17 protein-coding genes are annotated in these 18575 nt (G+C 65.2%); 2 read left to right on the top strand and 15 right to left on the bottom strand.

The window, feature by feature from the left end:
* Window positions 1-77: 77 nt before the first annotated feature.
* A complete protein-coding gene (locus ACMHYJ_RS05680; protein ID WP_414245241.1) occupies window positions 78-947 on the bottom strand; it encodes a LysR substrate-binding domain-containing protein in 870 nt (289 codons plus the stop codon).
* 105 nt (window positions 948-1052) lie between these two features.
* Here ACMHYJ_RS05680 and ACMHYJ_RS05675 point away from each other — a divergent pair, with 105 nt between their 5' ends.
* Together ACMHYJ_RS05675 and ACMHYJ_RS05670 are read left to right on the top strand one after the other, a co-directional pair.
* Window positions 1053-1757 (top strand): SDR family oxidoreductase, encoded by a 705-nt coding sequence (locus ACMHYJ_RS05675; RefSeq protein WP_414245240.1) that lies wholly within the window; start codon window positions 1053-1055, stop codon window positions 1755-1757.
* A 9-nt stretch (window positions 1758-1766) separates the two neighbouring features.
* Entirely contained in the window at window positions 1767-2642 is an 876-nt protein-coding gene (locus tag ACMHYJ_RS05670; protein ID WP_414245239.1) for a DMT family transporter, read from the top strand.
* 65 nt (window positions 2643-2707) lie between these two features.
* On the opposite strand, the gene rpoD is transcribed toward ACMHYJ_RS05670, so the two are convergent.
* From rpoD to ACMHYJ_RS05600, 14 genes are all read right to left on the bottom strand, one after another.
* Complete coding sequence (gene rpoD / locus ACMHYJ_RS05665) at window positions 2708-4972, bottom strand: RNA polymerase sigma factor RpoD (RefSeq protein ID WP_414245238.1); 2265 nt, start codon at window positions 4970-4972, stop codon at window positions 2708-2710.
* Between the two features lie 111 nt (window positions 4973-5083).
* Entirely contained in the window at window positions 5084-7015 is a 1932-nt protein-coding gene (gene dnaG, locus ACMHYJ_RS05660; protein ID WP_414245237.1) for a DNA primase, read from the bottom strand.
* Window positions 7016-7228, bottom strand: coding sequence for a 30S ribosomal protein S21 (gene rpsU, locus ACMHYJ_RS05655; RefSeq protein ID WP_298015764.1), 213 nt, complete (start codon window positions 7226-7228; stop codon window positions 7016-7018).
* A 166-nt stretch (window positions 7229-7394) separates the two neighbouring features.
* Complete coding sequence (locus ACMHYJ_RS05650) at window positions 7395-7955, bottom strand: phosphoribosyltransferase (protein WP_414245236.1); 561 nt, start codon at window positions 7953-7955, stop codon at window positions 7395-7397.
* Window positions 7956-8057: 102 nt separating this feature from the next.
* Window positions 8058-9353 carry an adenylosuccinate synthase gene (locus ACMHYJ_RS05645; protein WP_414245235.1) on the bottom strand — a complete coding sequence of 432 codons (1296 nt, stop codon included), beginning with the start codon at window positions 9351-9353 and terminating at the stop codon, window positions 8058-8060.
* A gap of 57 nt (window positions 9354-9410) precedes the next feature.
* Window positions 9411-10577 carry an ATP phosphoribosyltransferase regulatory subunit gene (locus ACMHYJ_RS05640; RefSeq protein ID WP_414245486.1) on the bottom strand — a complete coding sequence of 389 codons (1167 nt, stop codon included), beginning with the start codon at window positions 10575-10577 and terminating at the stop codon, window positions 9411-9413.
* A gap of 11 nt (window positions 10578-10588) precedes the next feature.
* Window positions 10589-11467 (bottom strand): protease modulator HflC, encoded by an 879-nt coding sequence (hflC, locus tag ACMHYJ_RS05635; protein ID WP_414245485.1) that lies wholly within the window; start codon window positions 11465-11467, stop codon window positions 10589-10591.
* 9 nt (window positions 11468-11476) lie between these two features.
* Entirely contained in the window at window positions 11477-12769 is a 1293-nt protein-coding gene (gene hflK, locus ACMHYJ_RS05630) for an FtsH protease activity modulator HflK (protein ID WP_414245234.1), read from the bottom strand.
* Window positions 12747-13850 carry a GTPase HflX gene (hflX, locus tag ACMHYJ_RS05625; RefSeq protein ID WP_414245233.1) on the bottom strand — a complete coding sequence of 368 codons (1104 nt, stop codon included), beginning with the start codon at window positions 13848-13850 and terminating at the stop codon, window positions 12747-12749. The genes hflK and hflX overlap by 23 nt, the downstream gene beginning before the upstream one ends.
* 141 nt (window positions 13851-13991) lie before the next feature.
* Window positions 13992-14228, bottom strand: coding sequence for an RNA chaperone Hfq (gene hfq, locus ACMHYJ_RS05620; RefSeq protein WP_414245232.1), 237 nt, complete (start codon window positions 14226-14228; stop codon window positions 13992-13994).
* 80 nt (window positions 14229-14308) lie between these two features.
* A complete protein-coding gene (hisC, locus tag ACMHYJ_RS05615; protein ID WP_414245231.1) occupies window positions 14309-15388 on the bottom strand; it encodes a histidinol-phosphate transaminase in 1080 nt (359 codons plus the stop codon).
* Window positions 15385-16770: a ribosome biogenesis GTPase Der gene (der, locus tag ACMHYJ_RS05610; RefSeq protein ID WP_414245484.1), complete on the bottom strand. Its 1386-nt coding sequence runs from the start codon at window positions 16768-16770 to the stop codon at window positions 15385-15387. The genes hisC and der overlap by 4 nt, the downstream gene beginning before the upstream one ends.
* Window position 16771: 1 nt before the next feature.
* Entirely contained in the window at window positions 16772-17926 is a 1155-nt protein-coding gene (gene bamB, locus ACMHYJ_RS05605) for an outer membrane protein assembly factor BamB (protein WP_414245230.1), read from the bottom strand.
* A gap of 4 nt (window positions 17927-17930) precedes the next feature.
* Window positions 17931-18569, bottom strand: a complete 639-nt coding sequence (locus ACMHYJ_RS05600) for a YfgM family protein (protein ID WP_414245229.1) — start codon at window positions 18567-18569, stop codon at window positions 17931-17933.
* Window positions 18570-18575 lie beyond the last annotated feature (6 nt).

Raw genomic sequence — 18575 nt, 5'->3', positions numbered from 1 at the left:
GCGGTCTTGGCGATCCCGGCCAACTGATCCAGTTCGGGCACAGGCATCACCAGGAAACCGGATATGGCCGCGATTCCTCAGGCGACAGCCAATCGCATGCACCAGCGCCATATGGCCTCTACAGACTTTCTGGACGACGAGACACGCTTGCGCACGAGAAAGTAATCGGCCTGCGCAGCGCCCGCGTCCGCGACCTTCACCAGCCGGCCCGCCGCCAGATCAGCGGCCACAAAGGCGCGGCAGGCCAGCGCCACGCCTTGGCCCGCCATCGCGGCGTCCAGCGCCAGCGTGGTTTGGTTGAATACCGCCCCCGGCAGCTTATTGCTGGATTTCAAAAACCTTGGCCAATGGTCGTGCGCATCGTGCAAAAGCGGCAGTGCGCGCAATTGTTCGACCGTGAGCGGCGGCACCAGCGCGCCCAGCAAATGCGGGCTGGCCACGGCCACCAAATCTTGGCGAAACAGCAGCCGCGCTTCCAAGCCTGCGGGAAACGGCGCGCGGGTCAGCCGCACGGCGATGTCCACCTGATCGCGGTCGAAGTCGGATAGTGTTTCGGTCGCCACCGTGCGCAGTTCCACACCGGGCAAGGCCGCGTGCAGTTCTCCCAGGCGCGGGATCAGCAACTTGGCGGCCACGGTGGGCGTCACGCTGATCGTCACCATGTCGGGGCGGGCCAGCAGCCGCCCGGTCGATTCGGTCAAGGTGTCGAAAGCGCGGGTGACATCGACAAGATAGGCCGCGCCCGGCTGCGTCAACGCCAGCCCGCGTGGGTGGCGTTGGAACAGGGCGACGCCCAAATGTGCTTCCAACGCACGCACTTGCTGCGCGACGGCCCCTTGCGTCACCCCCAGTTCTTGCGCTGCGGCACGAAAGCTCAATCTGCGGCCGGACGCCTCGAAGGCGCGCAGCGCATTGAGTGGCGGCAGGGTACGGCGCGATGGGGTCATGATTTAGACAGTAGTTTTTCTACATACTAGTGCTTTTATTTATCACATGCAATTTCGCATTTTTATTGAGAAAATAGCATCTGTCCACGATACAAGGAGATTTTCATGTCTGTAGAAAAAGTCGCAATCATCACCGCAGGCGGTTCCGGCATGGGGGCGGCGGCGACACGCCGACTGGCACAAGACGGCTATCGCATCGCGGTGCTGTCCTCGTCCGGCAAGGGCGAGGCGTTGGCCCAGGCGCTGGGCGGCATCGGCGTCACTGGCTCGAACCAATCGAACGACGACCTGCGGCGCCTCGTCGATCTGACGATGCAGCGCTGGGGACGCATCGACGCCCTGGTCAATTCCGCCGGCCACGGCCCGCGGGCCCCGATCCTGGACATCACAGACGAAGACTGGCACCAAGGCATGGCGGTTTATTTTCTGAGCGCGGTGCGCCCGACCCGGCTGGTCGCCCCGATCATGGCGGCGCAAGGGGGCGGCGCCATCGTCAACATCTCCACGGCCTGGGCCTTCGAGCCCGCCGCGATGTTCCCGACTTCGGCGGTGTTTCGCGCCGGCCTGGCCAGCTTCACCAAACTCTTCACCGACACCTATGCGGCCCAGAACATCCGCATGAACAATGTCCTGCCGGGCTGGATCGACAGCCTGCCCGCAACGGAAGAACGGCGCGCAAGCGTGCCCATGGGGCGCTATGGCAAGGCCGAGGAAATCGCCGCCACCGTCGCCTTCCTGCTGTCGGACGGGGCGGGCTACATCACCGGCCAGAACCTCCGGGTCGACGGCGGCCTGACCCGGGCCGTGTGAATAGACAGTATGTTTCGCGCTTATGCGGCACTTGCCGCGCTCGGTCTCATTTGGGGAACGAATTTCATCTACATGAAATGGGCGACGGCCCTGATTTCCCCTGCGCAGACAGTGTTCCTGCGCGTGCTCTTTGGCTTCTTGCCGCTGGCCGCGATGGCGCTGCGGGCCAAGGCCATCACCCGCGAACAATGGCGTCACCTGCCGCACTTCGCGGTCATGTCGGTGCTGGCGACCACGCTCTACTATTACGGCTTCGTGGCGGGAACCGCCTTGCTTCCCACCAGCGTGGCCGGGCTGCTCAGTGGCTCGATTCCGTTATTCACTTTTTTGTGCGCCCTGCTATTCTTGCGCGAAGAACGTCCGACCGGCCGCATGGCAATGGGGGTTGCCCTGGCCTTCGTGGGCATCATCCTGAGCGCCCGCCCGTGGGAAGGGGCTCAAAGTGTCTCGCCGCCAGGCGTGCTTTGGATGATGATGGGGACATGCAGCCTGGGCGTGTCCTTCGTTTACGCCCGCCGCTACCTTTCGCCGCTGCACCTGTCGCCGCTGGCTCTGGCGACATGGCAAACGGGGCTTTCGGTGCTGACGCTGCTGCTGCTGACCAATTTCCACGGCATCACGGCCATCACGGCGGATATCCATGCCGCGCTGGGCGCAATCATCGGCCTCGGAGCGCTGGGCACGGGCGGATCATTCTTGATTTATTACTATATCATCCAGAAGCTCGGCCCGGTGAGGGCATCCGGCGCGACCTATATCGCCCCGGTCGTTGCCGTCATCATCGGGGCGATGGTGGGCGAACAGGTCACCCACACCGAGATGCTGGCGCTCGCCCTGATCCTCGGCGGCGTCGTGCTGATTCAGACCCCGAAGCGCAATGCCTAGCGCAGCGCGGCGATCAACCGCGCTTGCTGTAGCAGCCCCATCCCCGCGCAGCGCGGGGACGCCGCTTACTGGCCTTCCAGGAAGGATTTCAGCTTGTCGGCCCGGCTGGGGTGGCGCAGCTTGCGCAGGGCCTTGGCCTCGATCTGACGGATGCGTTCGCGGGTGACGTCGAACTGCTTGCCGACTTCTTCCAGGGTCTGGTCGGTGCTCATTTCGATGCCGAAACGCATGCGCAGCACCTTGGCCTCGCGCGGGGTCAGGGAATCGAGGACTTCCTTGACGACGTCGCGCATGGAGCCATGCAGGGCCGAATCCGATGGCGAAACCGTGCCGGTGTCCTCGATGAAGTCGCCCAGGTGGGAATCATCGTCGTCGCCAATGGGGGTTTCCATCGAAATGGGCTCTTTGGCGATTTTCAGGATCTTGCGCACCTTGTCTTCGGGCATGTCCATTTTCTGGGCCAGGGTGGCGGGATCGGGCTCGGCGCCGGTTTCCTGCAGAATCTGGCGATTGATGCGATTCATCTTGTTGATGGTCTCGATCATGTGCACCGGAATGCGGATGGTGCGCGCCTGGTCGGCGATCGAGCGCGTGATCGCCTGGCGAATCCACCATGTGGCGTAAGTGGAGAACTTGTAGCCCCGGCGGTATTCGAACTTGTCCACCGCCTTCATCAGGCCGATATTGCCTTCCTGAATGAGATCCAGAAACTGCAGGCCGCGATTGGTGTATTTCTTGGCGATGGAAATGACCAGCCGCAGGTTGGCCTCGGTCATTTCGCGCTTGGCCTTGCGGGCCTTGGCTTCGCCGGTGGCCATGCGCTTGTTGACGTCTTTCAGGTCTTTCAGGGGCAGCACCACGCTGCGCTGCAGTTCGATCAGCTTTTGCTGGATTTCCTGCACGGCGGGCGCGTGCCGTTCGAGGGTCTCGGCGTAATCGCGCCCCAGGGCGACTTCCTGAGCCACCCATTCGAGATTGGTTTCGTTGCCCGGAAAGGACTTGATGAAATGCGCCCGGGGCATGCCCGAACGGGTGACGCAAATGGCCATGGCGGCGCGTTCCTGGGCGCGGACTTCGGCCACCTGGGTGCGCAGGGCATCGGCCAGGCGTTCGACCATCTTGGCGGTGAAGCGCACGCCCAGAAGCTCGGCGTGGATGGCCTCGCGGGCCTCGGTGTAGGCGGGCGAACGATAGCCTTCTTCTTCGAAAGCGACGCGCATCTTGCTGAACCAGGTCTCGACCAGGTCGAATTTCTTCAGGGCCTTGGTGCGCAGGTATTCGAGCTGCTTGCTGCTCATGCCCCCGGCCGGGCCGTCGTCATCGTCGGAGGTGACGCCGGAACCGGCGTAGTCTTCGCCTTCTTCGTCGATCAGGCCATCGACGACCTCGTCGATCTGGGCGGAGCCCTCGCGCACCTTGCGGATGTGTTCGAGGATTTCGTTGACCGTGGTGGGGCAGGCGGCAATCGCCATCACCATGTGCTTCAGGCCGTCTTCGATGCGCTTGGCGATTTCGATTTCGCCTTCGCGGGTCAGGAGTTCGACCGTGCCCATTTCGCGCATGTACATGCGCACCGGGTCGGTGGTGCGGCCAAAATCGGAATCCACCGTGGTCAGGGCGGCCTCGGCTTCGTCCTCGACGTCGTCGTCGCTGGAGGCCGAGGGCACGTTGTCGCTCATCAGCAAGGTTTCGGCATCGGGGGCCTGATCGTAGACCTTGATCCCCATGTCGTTGAACGTGCTGATGATGCCGTCGATGGCTTCCGCGTCCACCAGGTCGTCGGGCAGGTGGTCGTTGATCTCGCCATAGGTGAGGTAGCCGCGATCTTTGCCCAGCTTGATCAGGATTTTCAGGCGGTTGCGGCGGGCTTCCTGTTCTTCGGGCGTCAGCTGGCTGCGGGACGGGGTTTCTTTTTCGCCCTTGGCCCGCTTGCCGCCGCGCTTGGGCAGCGGTTTGAGCTCGGGAATGACCTCGCCGTCGTCGTTATCGTCGTCCACGTAATCGGCCCCGTCGCCGCCGGCGTTTTTCGCCGGACGGCCGGGTTTGCGGCCGCTGGCCGCCTTGGGCGCGGCTTTCTTGCTTGTCTTTTTGGCCGCCGTGGTCTTGCTTGCGGTCGCCTTCGCGGCGGCCGCCTTGGCCGGCGCCTTGTCATCGGCCTTGGTGGTTTTCGCAGCCGCCTTGGCGCCGGTTTTCTTGGCCGCGGCGGGCGTGGCCGCCGTCACACTGGCCGCCTCGACCGCGGACTCGAGCTCGGGACTCTGGGCCTTGGTTTTCTTGGCTGCCGTTTTGGGGGCGGCCTTTGTGGTCTTGCCAGTAGATGGGGTGGTCATAGGTGCTGGGTTCCGTTCTTTGATGTTGCCAACCACGCTGCCGCACGGTCAGTCAAGCAAGGCATTCAACTTATTGAAAACCATGTAGTTTACTGCAGTTGACAGGAAGAATCATCCACTGCTGGACTTCAGTCGCGCCATGCGGCGGCTGAGGTCCTGGTAGCGGCGACGCTGGCCCTCGTCGTGCAGCCCGGTCTCGATCAAGCGATCGCACTGCTGCTGCACGGCCTGCAGTTCGATCTGGCGCAAGGCATCCCGCCACTCCGCCTGGGGGTCGGGCAGTTCTTGCGCCAGCAGTTCGGTGGACAAGTCCTGGATCGCCTGGGCCAGATCGGAATCCGGTTCGGCGGCTTCAAGCAGCGCCCCCGCATGGCGTCCGCCCGTGGCGCTGGCCAGGCTGATCAGTTCTCGTACCAGTTGCAGATGGGGATGATGGGCCAATAATTCAAGCTGCTGATCGCCCAGGCCATCCACCAGGCCGGGATGGCCCAATAAAAGCCGCAGCAAGCGCCGCGCCATTGGGGTGACGGTGCGCGCCTGCGCGCGGCGCCCGAAGCCGCCGCGCATCGGCGGCGCGGCGAATTCGGGGGGATGCGCATCGGCCAGCCAAGGCGGCTCCGCGCGCCATTCGTCGGGCGCCGGCCAGCCCGCCTGCGCCGGCGGCGGGGCATCGGCGTCCGGGTGGCCCGCCCCGCCGGAGCGGATGGCCGGGCCGGGGCGGTGGCCCGCGGGCGCGCCGCCTTCCGGGGCCGCCCCCTGGGCCAGCAGGCGGGTGAGTTCATCCGGGGTCAGGCGGATCAGCTGGGCGAATTCGCGCTCGACCTGCAGGCGAAACCCGCCTTCGGGCATTTGCGCGAACAGCGGCCGGGCCTCGTGCAAACAGGCGGCCCGCCCCTCCGCATCGCGCAGGTCGTGCCGGGCCGCCAGTTCTTCCAGCATGAAACGGGACAGCGGCAAGGCTTCGTCCAGGCAGGCCCGCAAGGCCTGCACGCCATAGGCGCGCACATAGGAATCCGGATCCTGGCCGTCCGGCAGGAACAGGAAGCGCATGGACACGTCTTCGGCCACCCAGGACAGGCAAGCCTGCAAGGCGCGCCAGGCCGCCTTGCGGCCCGCGCCATCGCCATCGAAGCTGAACACGATGCGGTCGCTGGCTCGGCAAAGTTTCTGCAGGTGGGTATCCGTCGTCGCCGTGCCCAGCGTGGCCACCGCGTTGGCCAGACCGAACTGCGCCAGCGCCACCACGTCCATGTAGCCTTCCACCACCAGCACGCAGCCTTCGGCCCGGATGCCCGCCCGCGCTTCGTGCAGGCCGTAGAGTTCCTGGCCCTTGGAAAACAAGCTGGTTTCCGGGGAATTCAAGTATTTCGGTTCGCCGCGCTCGATCAGGCGGCCGCCAAAGCCGATCAGCTGCCCCCGGGCGTTGTGGATCGGGAACATCACGCGCCCCCGGAAGCGGTCGTGGCGGCGGCCATCCTCGGCTTCGATGACCAGGCCGGATTCGATCAAGGCGGGGTCTTCATAGTGCGAAAACACGGCGGCCAGCCCGCGCCGGTCGGCGCTGGCCCACCCCAGCCCATAGCGGGCGGCGATCTCGCCGCTCAGGCCGCGCTGTTTGAGATAGGCCACGGCGGCCGGCGTATTATTCAGCGCCGCCTTGTAATGGGCCTGGGCTTGCTGCAGCACGTCGCGCTGGCGGGTGGATTCTTCCTGACGCGCCCGCGCCGCCGCCCGCTGCCTGGGGCTGCGGGGCTCTTCGGGCACCGTCATGCCCACGCTGGCCGCCAGGGTCTGGACGGCCTCGGGAAACGAGGCCCCGGTGTGTTCGGTCAGGAAATGCAGGGCGCTGCCATGCGCGCCGCAGCCAAAACAGTGGTAGAACTGCTTGGTCGGGCTGACCGTGAACGACGGGGATTTTTCAGTGTGAAAAGGGCACAAACCCAACAGGTTTGCACCCCCTTTGCGCAGCTGCACATATCGCCCGACGACATCGACGATATCAACGCGCGCGAGCAGATCCTGGATGAAGGATTCTGGGATCAATCAATAGAGTCGCGGCGGCAGTTGTTGGCTGCGAATGCGTTTGTAGTGGCGCTTGACGGCGGCGGCCAGCTTGCGTTTGCGTTCGGCGGTGGGTTTTTCGTAGAATTCGCGCGAACGCAGCTCGGTCAGCAGACCTGTTTTTTCGATGGTGCGCTTGAAGCGCCGCAGGGCAGCCTCGAAGGGCTCGTTTTCTTTGAGGCGGACAATCGGCATGTAAATCCTTGGGTAGCCTGTTAAAGCACGGGCGAAGGCTTTGGTAAAAGCCGCTGCACCCATGGTTGGGGTTAAAAGTATCCTAATCTGGACAGCAAAGGATTCTAGCATGGATTCAGCGACGAATCCAGGTGCCAGCGGGCGGCCGGGGCCGCCCCGGCAGCGGTCAGTCCGAGTCCGGGTACGCCGTGCGCACCCCCTTGCGTATCCAGGACTCCAACTGGTGGGGCCGCAGGCTGTCGTAGTCCTCGAAGGGCTGGTGTATCCAGGGGTTGGTGGGCAGGTCGTCCACGTAATAGTCGGGGTGCACCTGCGCGTGGCCTTTTTTCCAGAGCACGGCGGTGCGCAGTTCGGTGATGCCGGGAAACTGCTTGATCAGGTGGTCGCGCACCCGGGTGAAGGTCAGGCCAGTGTCCACCATGTCGTCGACCAGCAGCACCTTGCCTTCCAGCGTGCCGCGCGTGATGGTGATGAACTGGGCGATGTCCAGCTGGCCCTGCACCGTGCCGGCGGCCTCGCGGTAGCTGCTGGTGGCCAAGATGCCCAGTGGCACGTCGAAAATGCGCGACATGACGTCCCCCACCCGGACGCCGCCGCGTGCCAGGCAAAGGATTTTGTCGAAGGCCCAGCCGGATTCGTGGACTTGCAGGGTCAGGCGCTCGATCAGCGTATGGTACTGTTCCCAGCTGACCCAAAGATCTCGATCGGTGCTTGGGGGGATGCTCATGGGGTGTTCCTGTGGTTCTCGGTAAAATTTGGCGTATCCGCCCCGGAAAGCGGCCCGGCGGGGCAGGAAAAAACCGCAAGCAAGCTTGCGGTTTTTAGTGTGTCAACCCTGGAAAGGGTGGCGCAGCACGATGGTTTCCAGGCGATCCGGCCCAGTGGACACCATGTCGATGGGCACATCGCAGACTTCGGCGATGCGTTCGAGATAGCGCCGCGCATTGATCGGCAGTTTGTCGTATTCGGTGATCCCCACCGTGGATTCCGTCCAGCCGGCCATTTCTTCGAGCACGGGCTCGGCTTCGGCGGCGGCATGGGCGCCATAGGGCAGGACATCCAGAAACTGGCCCTTATAGCGATAGCCGACGCCGATCTTGATTTGCTCGACCCCGTCCAGCACATCCAGCTTGGTGATGCACAGGCCCGTGAGGCCGTTGATCATGACCGAACGCTTCATGGCCGCGCCATCGAACCAGCCGCAGCGGCGCGGCCGCCCCGTGACGGAACCGAACTCTTTGCCCACCGTCGCCAGGCGCAGGCCGGTGTCGTCGAGGAGTTCGGTGGGAAACGGGCCCGAGCCCACCCGCGTGGTGTAGGCCTTGGCGATGCCCAGCACGTAGTCCAGCGCCTGCGGGCCCACGCCGGTGCCGGCCGCCGCCGCCCCGGCCACGCAATTGCTGCTGGTGACGAAGGGATAGGTGCCGTGGTCGATATCCAGCAGCGTGCCCTGGGCGCCTTCGAACAGCAGATTGCTGCCCGCCCGGCGCGCAATGTGGATATTGCTGGAGACATCCGCCACCATGGGTTCGAGCTGCGGCGCCAGGGCCATGACCTGGTCGCGCACCTGGGCGGCATCCACCGCCTTGGCCCCCAGGTATTGGGTCAGCACGAAGTTGTGATAATCCAGGACTTCGGCCAGTTTTTCGTCGAACACGGCGGGGTCGTAGAGGTCTTGCACCCGCAATGCGCGGCGGGCGACCTTGTCTTCGTAGGCCGGACCGATGCCCCGGCCCGTGGTGCCGATCTTGCCTTCGCCCTTGCGCGCTTCGCGGGCCTGATCCAGGGCCACGTGGTAGGGCAGGATCAAGGGACAGGCGGCTGAAATCTGCAGGCGCGAACGCACATCCAGGCCGGCGGCTTCGAGCTCGGTGATCTCGCCCAGCAGCGCTTCCGGGGACAGCACCACGCCATTGCCCACATAGCAGGTCACGTGCGGGTGCATGATGCCCGAGGGGATCAGGCGCAGAATGGTTTTCTTGCCATTGATCCAGAGTGTGTGGCCCGCATTGTGGCCCCCCTGGAAACGCACCACCCCCTGGGCGGATTCGGCAAGCCAATCCACGATCTTGCCCTTGCCTTCATCACCCCACTGGGTGCCGATCACGACGATATTCTTGCTCATATGCCTTGCTAATGGCAGCACCATGCCGCCTTGGGAAACGAATAAGTGTATACCATCTTAGGCGACCGCCAGCGGGCGCAGAATCCAGCCGCTGTCGGAAGAAACCAATTCCTGGTCTACGTGAAATTCATCTGACTGCGCTTGTTCGCCAGGCAGATACTGGATGACCACATGGCCGCGGGCGCGCAAATCGGCCACGACCCGCGTCAATTCGGGGTCTTCCGCCCAGGGCGCGCGAATGGCCTGGGCCCGCTGGGCATCGGGCAGCCCCGCCGACAGCTTGCGCAAGTCGAGACTGAAGCCTGTGGCCGGCCGCGCGCGACCGAATTTCCGGCCAATGCCATCGTAGCGCCCCCCGCGCACCAGGGCATCATGCCAGCCGGCGGCGTAGATCGAAAACACCGCGCCCGAATGGTAGCCATAGCTGCCGCCCATGTCCGCCAGGTCGATGGCCACCGGCGCGTCGGGCAGCGCCAGGCACAGGACGCGCAAGGCGTCCAGCGCCGCGTGCACCGCAGGCAGGTCGGGCAGGCACTGGCGCGCCCGATCCACCACGGACAGGTCGCCGTAAAGCGTGGTGAGGGTCTTCAGGGCCCGCAGACTGTCCGGCCGCGCCCCGACTTCGCGGCACAGGGCCTGAAGGCCGGGCACATCCTTGACGCTCAACAGGTCGAACACAGTCTCGGCGACTTCGGCCAGCGCAGGATCGGCATCGATCAGGGCCCGCCCCACCCCGGGGTGGTTGAGGTCCAGCCTGGGCCGCGAGACCCCGGCGCGACGCACGGATTCGAGGGCCAGGCGCACGCACTCGATATCGGCGTGAACCCCGGGATGACCAAAGATTTCGGCCCCGATCTGCAGCAGTTCGCGGTCGGACAGCAGGCCGGAAGGCCGCGCATGCACGACCGGGCCGCAATAGCACAAGCGGGTCACGCCCGGCCGGTTGAGCAGATGCGCATCAATGCGGGACACCTGCACCGTCATATCGGCGCGCACCCCCATGGTCAGCCCCGAGAGCTGATCCACGAGCTTGCAGGTGCGCAAGCGCAAGGCTTCGTCGTCGGCCAGCATCAGCGAATCCAGGTATTCGACCATGGGCGGCGCGACGAGCTCGAAACCGTGCGTGCGGTAGAGATCCAGCAGCTGGCGGCGCAGGTCTTCGATGCGGCGCGCCTCGGCGGGCAAAATATCCGACAGGTTTTCCGGTAGCAACCAGTTCGACAGCATGATGGGCCTTAGTCCTGCTTGCCCTGGGTGCGGTCCCAGTAATGGAAGAAATCGGAATCCGGGCTCAGAACCAGCGTGCTGCCCGAACCGGAGAACGCGGCGCGATAGGCATCGAGGCTCTTGTAGAAACTATAGAATTCCGGGTCTTTGCCATAGGATTCGGCATAGATGGCGGCGGCGGCGGCATCGCCGTTCCCTCGCTTCGCCTGCGATTCGGCATATGCCTTGGCCAGAATTTCCTGGCGCTTGCGGTCAGCCTCGGCGCGGATGCGTTCGCTGTCGGCGGCCCCGCTGGCCCGCAGGCGGTTGGCTTCTTGTTTGCGCTCGGCCTCCATGCGGCGGAACACGGATTCGGAGATTTCCGGGGTGAAGTCAATACGGCGCAAACGCACGTCGACGACGTCCACGCCCAGCGGCGCGGCGCGTTTAGCCACCGCCGCCTGGATTTCCCGGGTGATGGCGTCGCGGTCGCTGGAAACGACCTGCTTGACCGTGCGCACGTTGATGGCCGCGTTCAGGGCGTCCCGGATCTGCGCCTGCAGGCGCTCGACCGCCGCCCCGCTGTTGGCGCCGAAGGTGACGTAGTACAGCCGGGGGTCGGTGATCCGCCACTTGACATACGAGTCGATCAGCAGGTTTTTCTTTTCGGCCGTCTGGATGCGCTCGGGGTCGCGGCTTTCGATGGTCTGCAGCCGTTTGTCCAGGTAGACGACGTTTTCAAAGGGCGGCGGATACTTGAAATACAGGCCGGGCTGGGTGATGGTCTCGCGGACCTCGCCCAGGGCGAACAGCAGGGCGTAATCGCGCATGGGCACGATATACAGGCACGACGACAGCGCCGCGACCAGCAATACCAGACCGACCAGGGCGGGGAAAAAACGTTGCATCATGGGCTCCTAGTTCGAGTACGGGCTTTGCATCAGCGAATCCAGGCCGGCCGGAACGCCGCGCGCAGCGGCCGTGCCGGATGAGGACTTCTGGCTGGCTGCGTGGGCTGTGCCCGCCGCACTGACCGTGGAGCTGCTGGACGCGGCGCCAGGCGCGGCCTTGGTGTCGGCCGCCGCCTGCTGCATGATTTTGTCCAGCGGCAGGTACAGCATGTTGTTGCCCACGGGCGCGTCGATCATGACCTTGGCGGTGTCCGTGAAAATGTCTTGCATGGTCTGCAGATAAATACGTTCGCGGGTGATGGCGGGGGCCTTGGCGTACTCGGCCGCCACGCTGTTGAAGCGCGAGGTATCGCCCTGCGCCTGGCCGACGACCTGGGCGCTGTAGCCTTCGGCGTCCTGCACCATGCGCGCCGCCTGGCCTTCGGCCTCGGGCAGTATCTTCGAGGCATAGGCGTTGCCTTCGTTGATCTGGCGTTCTCGATCCTGACCCGCCTTGACGGCGTCGTCGAAGGCGGCCTGAACCTGCTCGGGCGGCTGCACGTTCTGGATGGCCACGGTGGAGAGTTCGATCCCGGTGTCGTAGCGATCGAGAATGGTCTGCGCCAGGGACTGAACCTCGGAGGCGACCTCGGTGCGGCCCGAATACAGGACGAAGTCCATGGGCTTGCTGCCGACGACTTCGCGCATGGCGGTTTCCGCCGCCTGACGCACGGATTCGTCCGGCTGGCTGGTGTTGAACAGGTAATCGGGCGCGCCATCGGGCCGCAGGCGGTACTGCACCACATACTGCACATCGACGATGTTCTCGTCGTTGGTCAGCATCAGGGATTCGGACAGCACCTTGTTGCGCGCCGACCCCCGGAAGCCGACTTCGAAGGTGCGCAGGCGGGAAATATCGACGTCCTGCGCGTTCTCGATGGGGTAAGGCATGCGCCACTGCAGGCCGGGACTGAGCGTGTGGACGTACTTGCCAAAGCGCGTCACCACGGCCACCTGGCCTTCCTGGACGATCATGAAACCGCTGGCCAGCCACAGCAGCACGCCGACGATGACCAGGAGGATCACAAAGCGCGGCGAAGGCCCCGGCATGGACGGCATCCCGCCGCCGGCGGGCATGCGCGGGCCGCGCCCGCCCCCCTTGCGACCCAGCAGGCCGGACAGGCGTTTGTTGAAATCGCGCCAGACCTCATCGAGGTCCGGGGGACCGTCGGTGCCTTTCTGCCGGCCCGGAGGCGGGTCGTTGTCCTGGTTTTGCTGACCGCGCCCCCAGCCTGGATCATTCAGGTTGAACAGTTTCATTCCACGCATTGTTTACCGTTGGTCCCTTATATTCTGCAATTGACTGCCGCAAACCGTCCAGCCCGCTGCGCTGCAGCGCACTGACGAAGACTCGCGCAATCGTACCATGTTCATTTCGCTCGACCCGGGGTTCATACCCTGCCATGTCGATTTTGTTGTAGACGCGGATTTGCGGGATCTCGTCCGCGCCGATTTCTTTCAAGACCTGGTTGACCGCCGCCGCCTGTTCGTCACGCTGCGGACTGGCCGCGTCGACAACGTGCAGCAGGAGATCGGCGTGGACGGTTTCTTCCAGGGTGGCCCGGAAAGCGGCGATCAGCATGGTGGGCAACGAGCGGATGAAGCCCACGGTGTCGGACACCACCACCTGCCCCGCCCCCTCGATCCAGACCCGCCGCGTGGTGGTGTCCAGGGTGGCGAAAAGCTGATCCGCCGCATAGGCGTCGGCCCGGGTCAGCGCATTGAACAGCGTGGATTTGCCCGCATTGGTATAGCCCACTAAAGAAACCGACAGAGTCTGGCCGCGCACCCGCGCGCGGCGCTGAGTCAGACGCTGCCGCTGCACGCGATCCAGGCGGTCTTTCAGCGCCCGCACCCGCGCCCCGATCAGGCGCCGGTCGGTTTCCAGCTGAGATTCGCCGGGGCCGCGCACCCCGATCCCGCCGCTTTGCCGTTCCAGGTGAGTCCACAAACGCGTCAGGCGCGTGGACAAATGCTGCAGCTGCGCCAGCTCGACCTGCAACTTGCCTTCGTGGCTTTGGGCCCGCAGGGCGAAGATATCCAGGATCAAGGCCACGCGGTCGACGACCCGCACGCCGAAATGGCGTTCGAGATTGCGCTGCTGCGCCGGGCTGAGGGGCTGGTCGAACAGAACGACGTCGGCCTCGGTGGCCTTGACCAGAGCGGCGGCTTCTTCGATTTTCCCCGAGCCGATGAAACCCGCCGCATCGGGCCGGCTGCGCCGGGCTACCAGGACTTCGGCAATGTCGGCCCCGGCCCCGCTGGCCAGCATCAGGAATTCTTCGGCGTGGGCGGCGTAATCGGGCTCGCCCAGATCGACGCTGATGACCAGGGCGGTCATGTCCGGGCTCCGGGGGCGGCGCCGGCAAGCCGCCGGGCCGGGCCGCGCGGCGGCGCGACACGCGGCTTTTTTCGGGCGAAACGAAGGCCCGCCACGGCGGATGGCCTGGCGGGCATGGACGGACGCGGGGAAAGCAGGCGATTATTGAGCAGAATCATCCACCTGAAAGGCAACCGGACGGGCCGGAACCACCGTGGAGATGGCGTGTTTATAAACCATTTGTGTCACCGTGTTGCGCAAAAGCACGACGTATTGGTCGAAGGATTCGACCTGGCCCTGCAGCTTGATCCCATTGACGAGATAGATGGACACGGGCACGTGGTCCTTGCGTAAAGCGTTGAGGAACGGGTCTTGAAGAATTTGCCCTTTGTTGCTCATGGACGAGGCTCCGGTGATTAAAGTGATCGTGTTGAAGTAATTTTAATGGGTTGATTGCCATCGCACACGGCAAGCGGCAATCAATTTGTAGACAGCACGTTTTTCAGCGTATCACACAAGCGCATGCACTGTTCGGGCGTCCCCACGGTGATGCGCAGATACGGGTCGATGCGCGGCGCCTGGAAATGGCGCACCAGGATGCCCTGAGCGCGCAACAGCCGCGCAATCTCGGCCGCCTCGCGGGTTCGGTGCGAAGCAAACAGGAAGTTGGTCTCGGACGGCAGCACGACAAACCCCAGGGCTTGCAAATCCCGGGCCAGCCGCGTGCGCGCATCAATCACGGCGCGGCAGGTTCGTTCGAACCAGTCTTCGTCTTCGATGGCCGCCTGGGCGCCGGCCAGCGCCACCCGATCCAGCGGATAGGAATTGAAGCTGTCCTTGACCCGCACCAGGCCGGCGATCAGTTCGGGCGACCCCATGGCATAGCCCACCCGCAAACCCGCCAGCGCGCGGGATTTCGACAAGGTGTGCACGACCAGGAGGTTGGGCAGCTCATGAAGGAGAGCGACCGCCGATTGGGCGCCGAAATCGACATAGGCCTCGTCGACGACCACGACGCAGTCGGCCCGCGCCTGGGCGATCCGGCGGATGGCATCCAGGCCCAGGGCGCAGCCGGTCGGCGCATTGGGGTTGGCGAAGATCACCCCCGCGGGCGCCTGATCCACGGCCTCGGTGTAGTCCGATACCCGTAGGGTGAAATCGTCCGCCAGGGGAATCAGGCGGTGCGGCACATCGAAGAACCGGCAATAGGTGCGGTAGAAGCTGTAGGTGATGTCCGGCAGCCACAAGGGCCGCCCGCCGCGCAGGAAAAACGCATTGAACACATGCGCCAGGACTTCGTCCGAGCCATTGCCCAGAAACACCTGGTCGGGCGCCAGCCGATGGCGGCGCGCAATCGCCCGCCGCAGCAACGTGCCTTGGGGGTCGGGATACAGGCGCAGGTCGTCCGACAGGGCGTCGCGCATGGCGGCCAGCGCTTTGGGCGACGGCCCATACGGGTTTTCGTTGGTATTCAGCTTCAGCAGGTTGGGAATCCGCGCCTGCTCGCCGGGCACATACGGAATCAAGCCGGCGAGGTGATCGCTCCAGAGCGTGCTCACGAATTGCTATCCTTCAGGTAGGGGTTGTGCGAAGACTTGAATTCGACGCTCAACGGGGTGCCGTCCAGCTTGAAGGCCTGCCGGAACTGGCCTTCAAGATAGCGCCGATACGACTCCGGCACGGCATCCAGGGCATTGCCGTGGATGATGATGCGCGGCGGATTCTGCCCGCCCTGGTGCGCATAGCGCATTTTGGGACGAAAAATCCCTTTGCGCGGCGGCGGCTGCTGCTCGACCGCCGCCTGCAGGGTGCGGGTCAGCTTCGGGGTCGACAGCTTGGCGAAGGCGGCGGCATGGGCCGCATCCACCGCCTTGAGCACAGGGCCGATGCCCTGCCCTTTCAGGGCGGACAGGTGCAGCATCTTGGCGAACGATAGAAACCGCAGCTTGCGGTCGTATTCGCGCTGCACCCACTCGCGCTGTTCGCGGTCGATCGCGTCCCATTTGTTCAGGCCCACCACCAGGGCGCGGCCCGCCTCGGCCGCGAACCCCGCAATATGGGCGTCCTGATCCGAGATGCCGGATTCGGCGTCGATCAGCAGCAGCACCACATTGGCCGCTTCGATGGCCTGCAGCGTCTTGATGACCGAGAATTTCTCGATGGTCTCGAAGACCTTGCCCCGGCGGCGCAGCCCCGCCGTGTCGATCAGGGTGTAGCGCCGCTCGCCGCGCTGGAACTCGATTTCGATGGCGTCGCGTGTCGTGCCCGGCAGGTCGTAGGCAATGACGCGGTCTTCACCCACCAAGGTATTGATCAGGGTGGATTTGCCGACATTGGGCCGCCCGGCGATGGCCAGCTTGATGCGGTGATCGACCGGGGCATCCGGGTCGGCCGGCAGGCCCGCATCGTCGTCCGCGGCGGGCTGATCCGCGTGGACTTCCCGCAGCAAGGGCAGCAGGGCTTCTTCGACCAGCGCGGGGATGCCGTCCCCATGCGCGGCGGAAATCGGGTGCGGCTGGCCCAGGCCGAGTTCGTGGAACTGGCCCAGGGCACCGTGGTCGCGCATGCCCTCGGATTTGTTGACCGCCAACAGCACCCGCTGGCCCGACTTGCGCAGCAAGCGCGCGATTTCGTGGTCGTGGGCGTTGATGCCGTCGCGGGCGTCCACCAGGAACAGCACGACGTCGGATTCCGCAATGGCCTGGGCCGTCTGGCGCGCCATCTCGACCAGAATGCCCTTCGTGGCGACGGGCTCGAACCCGCCGGTATCCACGACGATGAAAGGGTGGTCGCCCACACGGCCCTCGCCATAGTGGCGATCCCGGGTCAGGCCCGAGATATTGGCCACCAGGGCGGCACGCGAACGGGTCAGGCGGTTGAACAGCGTGGATTTACCGACATTGGTGCGCCCCACCAAAGCCACCACGGGTTTTAAATGCAGGTCAGTCACTGACACCCACCAAGATAAGGTTGCCCGCCCCGGTCTGGACCACCACGCCGCGTGGCGTGGTCAGCGGGGCGGACTGGATCGGCCCGCCGCCCAACTGCACCCGCGCCATCAGGCTGCCGTCCGCCCGCGACAGAAAATGCAGATAGCCTTCGTAATCGCCGAAAGCCACGGCCCGGCCCGCGAAGGCGGGCGAAGTCAGGTGACGATTGAGCAAGGCGGATTGCTTCCAGGCTTCCTGGCCGTCCCGCAGGCTCAGGGCATGGGCCGCATCATGCAAGTCGGCCAGGTAGAGGCGCTCGCCGTCCGCATCCAGGCCCGTGGCCGATGAAATATCCTGCGCCCAAAGGGCGCGCCCCCCCTGGGAAATATCGAAACACAGCGTCCGCCCCTGGTAGCTGACCCCGCACAGCAAGGGCCCCGCGGCCAGCGGCTGGCCGACGACGTCGCTGATGCGTTCGAGATCAGACGCCCCGCGCGACGCGGCGATGGTCCCTTCCCAGCGCACCGCGCCGGAAGCGGTATCAATCACCAGCAGGCGCCCGTTGGGCATCCCGGCCACCAGGTTGCCGGGCACCATCGTCATGCGCATGCTGGTGCGCAAGGCCAGCGCCGGGCCGGGCCGCTGGACCGACCAGCGCAGTTTGCCCGTGGCCTCGTCGAAGGCCTGGATGCGGTAATCGGTGGTGCGCACCGCCACGATGCCGTTGCCCACGGCGGGCGGGATGTTGACGGCGCTGGCGGCCTGAGCCTGCCAGCGCTCTTGGCCCTGGGCATCGTAGGCCACCACCATGCCCTGACGGGTGACCACCGCCGTGGTATTGCCATTGCTGCCCACCCCGGCCTGCAAGGGCTGTCCGCCCGTTGCGCGCCAGCGGATCGCCCCGGTATCGAGGTCGACGGCGGCGACGGCGCCCGAAGGCGTGGCGGCATACACCGCACTGCCCACCAGTTGGGGCGAGAAGCCGTAATCCCCGCCGCTGCCGATGGCCGCCGTCCAGCGGGCGGAAACGGCCAGCGTGGGGGTGTATTCGGTGAGTTCGGCCGGATCGAACCGGGGGTCAGTCGTGGAGAACAGGCCGCAGCCGGCCAGGCCCGCCACCGCAAGGCACAGCACAGCGGCGCGAAACAGTCGAACAGGGGTACGCATGGGATCAGGCTCCGTTCAAGGCGTCGATTTTCAATTGGACGATCTGGGCGGCGGGGTCCGCGCCAAAGGCCGCCAGGGCTTCGTGCCAGGCCTGGGCTGCCTGGTCGGCCTGCCCCTGCGCGGCCAGGATATCGCCCCGCCGGTCGGCATACAGGCCCTGGAAACCGGCCGGCGCCGTCCCCTGGATCTGGGCCAGCGCGGGCTCGTATTGCTGCTGGGCCAGCAGCACGCCCGCCAGGCGCAGCCGCGCCACCGCCTGCAACGCCGGCGCCGACGCATCCCGCGCCAGCCATTCCAGCTGCGCACGGGCGCCATCCAGATCCTTGCGATCCTGGAGCGCCCAGGCGGCGACCAGAACGCCGCGCGCGGTATAGCCAGAGGCCGGGTAGCCGTCGCGCAGCGCCGCGCTGGCGGCCTTGATGCGCGCGATGGATTCTTCACCCGGCTGGCTGGCCGCGGTCTCCAGGGCTTCGTAGTAGCCCATGGCCTGCGCGGCCTGGTGCGAAGCATACCACTGCCAGCCGCGCCAGCCGGCAAAAGCCAGCACCACCGCCAGCACCAGCACCATGCTGAGTGTGCCATAGCGTTCCCACCAGGCCTTCAGCGCGTCGAGTTTTTCCTGTTCTTCGAGATCGTATGCCATGCCTGA

The sequence above is a fragment of the Castellaniella hirudinis genome, assembly GCF_047468865.1.
Taxonomy (GTDB): Bacteria; Pseudomonadota; Gammaproteobacteria; order Burkholderiales; family Burkholderiaceae_B; genus Castellaniella; species Castellaniella hirudinis_A.
Note: the sequence above shows the minus strand (reverse complement) of the source record. Positions and strands in the feature narration are given on the sequence as shown.

Coding starts and splice junctions, on each gene's coding strand:
- ACMHYJ_RS05680 (WP_414245241.1), bottom strand. CDS start 947: ATGACCCCATCGCGCCGTACCCTGCCGCCACTCAATGCGCTGCGCGCC.
- ACMHYJ_RS05675 (WP_414245240.1), top strand. CDS start 1,053: ATGTCTGTAGAAAAAGTCGCAATCATCACCGCAGGCGGTTCCGGCATG.
- ACMHYJ_RS05670 (WP_414245239.1), top strand. CDS start 1,767: ATGTTTCGCGCTTATGCGGCACTTGCCGCGCTCGGTCTCATTTGGGGA.
- rpoD (WP_414245238.1), bottom strand. CDS start 4,972: ATGACCACCCCATCTACTGGCAAGACCACAAAGGCCGCCCCCAAAACG.
- rpsU (WP_298015764.1), bottom strand. CDS start 7,228: ATGCCGATTGTCCGCCTCAAAGAAAACGAGCCCTTCGAGGCTGCCCTG.
- ACMHYJ_RS05650 (WP_414245236.1), bottom strand. CDS start 7,955: ATGAGCATCCCCCCAAGCACCGATCGAGATCTTTGGGTCAGCTGGGAA.
- ACMHYJ_RS05645 (WP_414245235.1), bottom strand. CDS start 9,353: ATGAGCAAGAATATCGTCGTGATCGGCACCCAGTGGGGTGATGAAGGC.
- hflC (WP_414245485.1), bottom strand. CDS start 11,467: ATGCAACGTTTTTTCCCCGCCCTGGTCGGTCTGGTATTGCTGGTCGCG.
- hflK (WP_414245234.1), bottom strand. CDS start 12,769: ATGAAACTGTTCAACCTGAATGATCCAGGCTGGGGGCGCGGTCAGCAA.
- hflX (WP_414245233.1), bottom strand. CDS start 13,850: ATGACCGCCCTGGTCATCAGCGTCGATCTGGGCGAGCCCGATTACGCC.
- hfq (WP_414245232.1), bottom strand. CDS start 14,228: ATGAGCAACAAAGGGCAAATTCTTCAAGACCCGTTCCTCAACGCTTTA.
- bamB (WP_414245230.1), bottom strand. CDS start 17,926: ATGCGTACCCCTGTTCGACTGTTTCGCGCCGCTGTGCTGTGCCTTGCG.
- ACMHYJ_RS05600 (WP_414245229.1), bottom strand. CDS start 18,569: ATGGCATACGATCTCGAAGAACAGGAAAAACTCGACGCGCTGAAGGCC.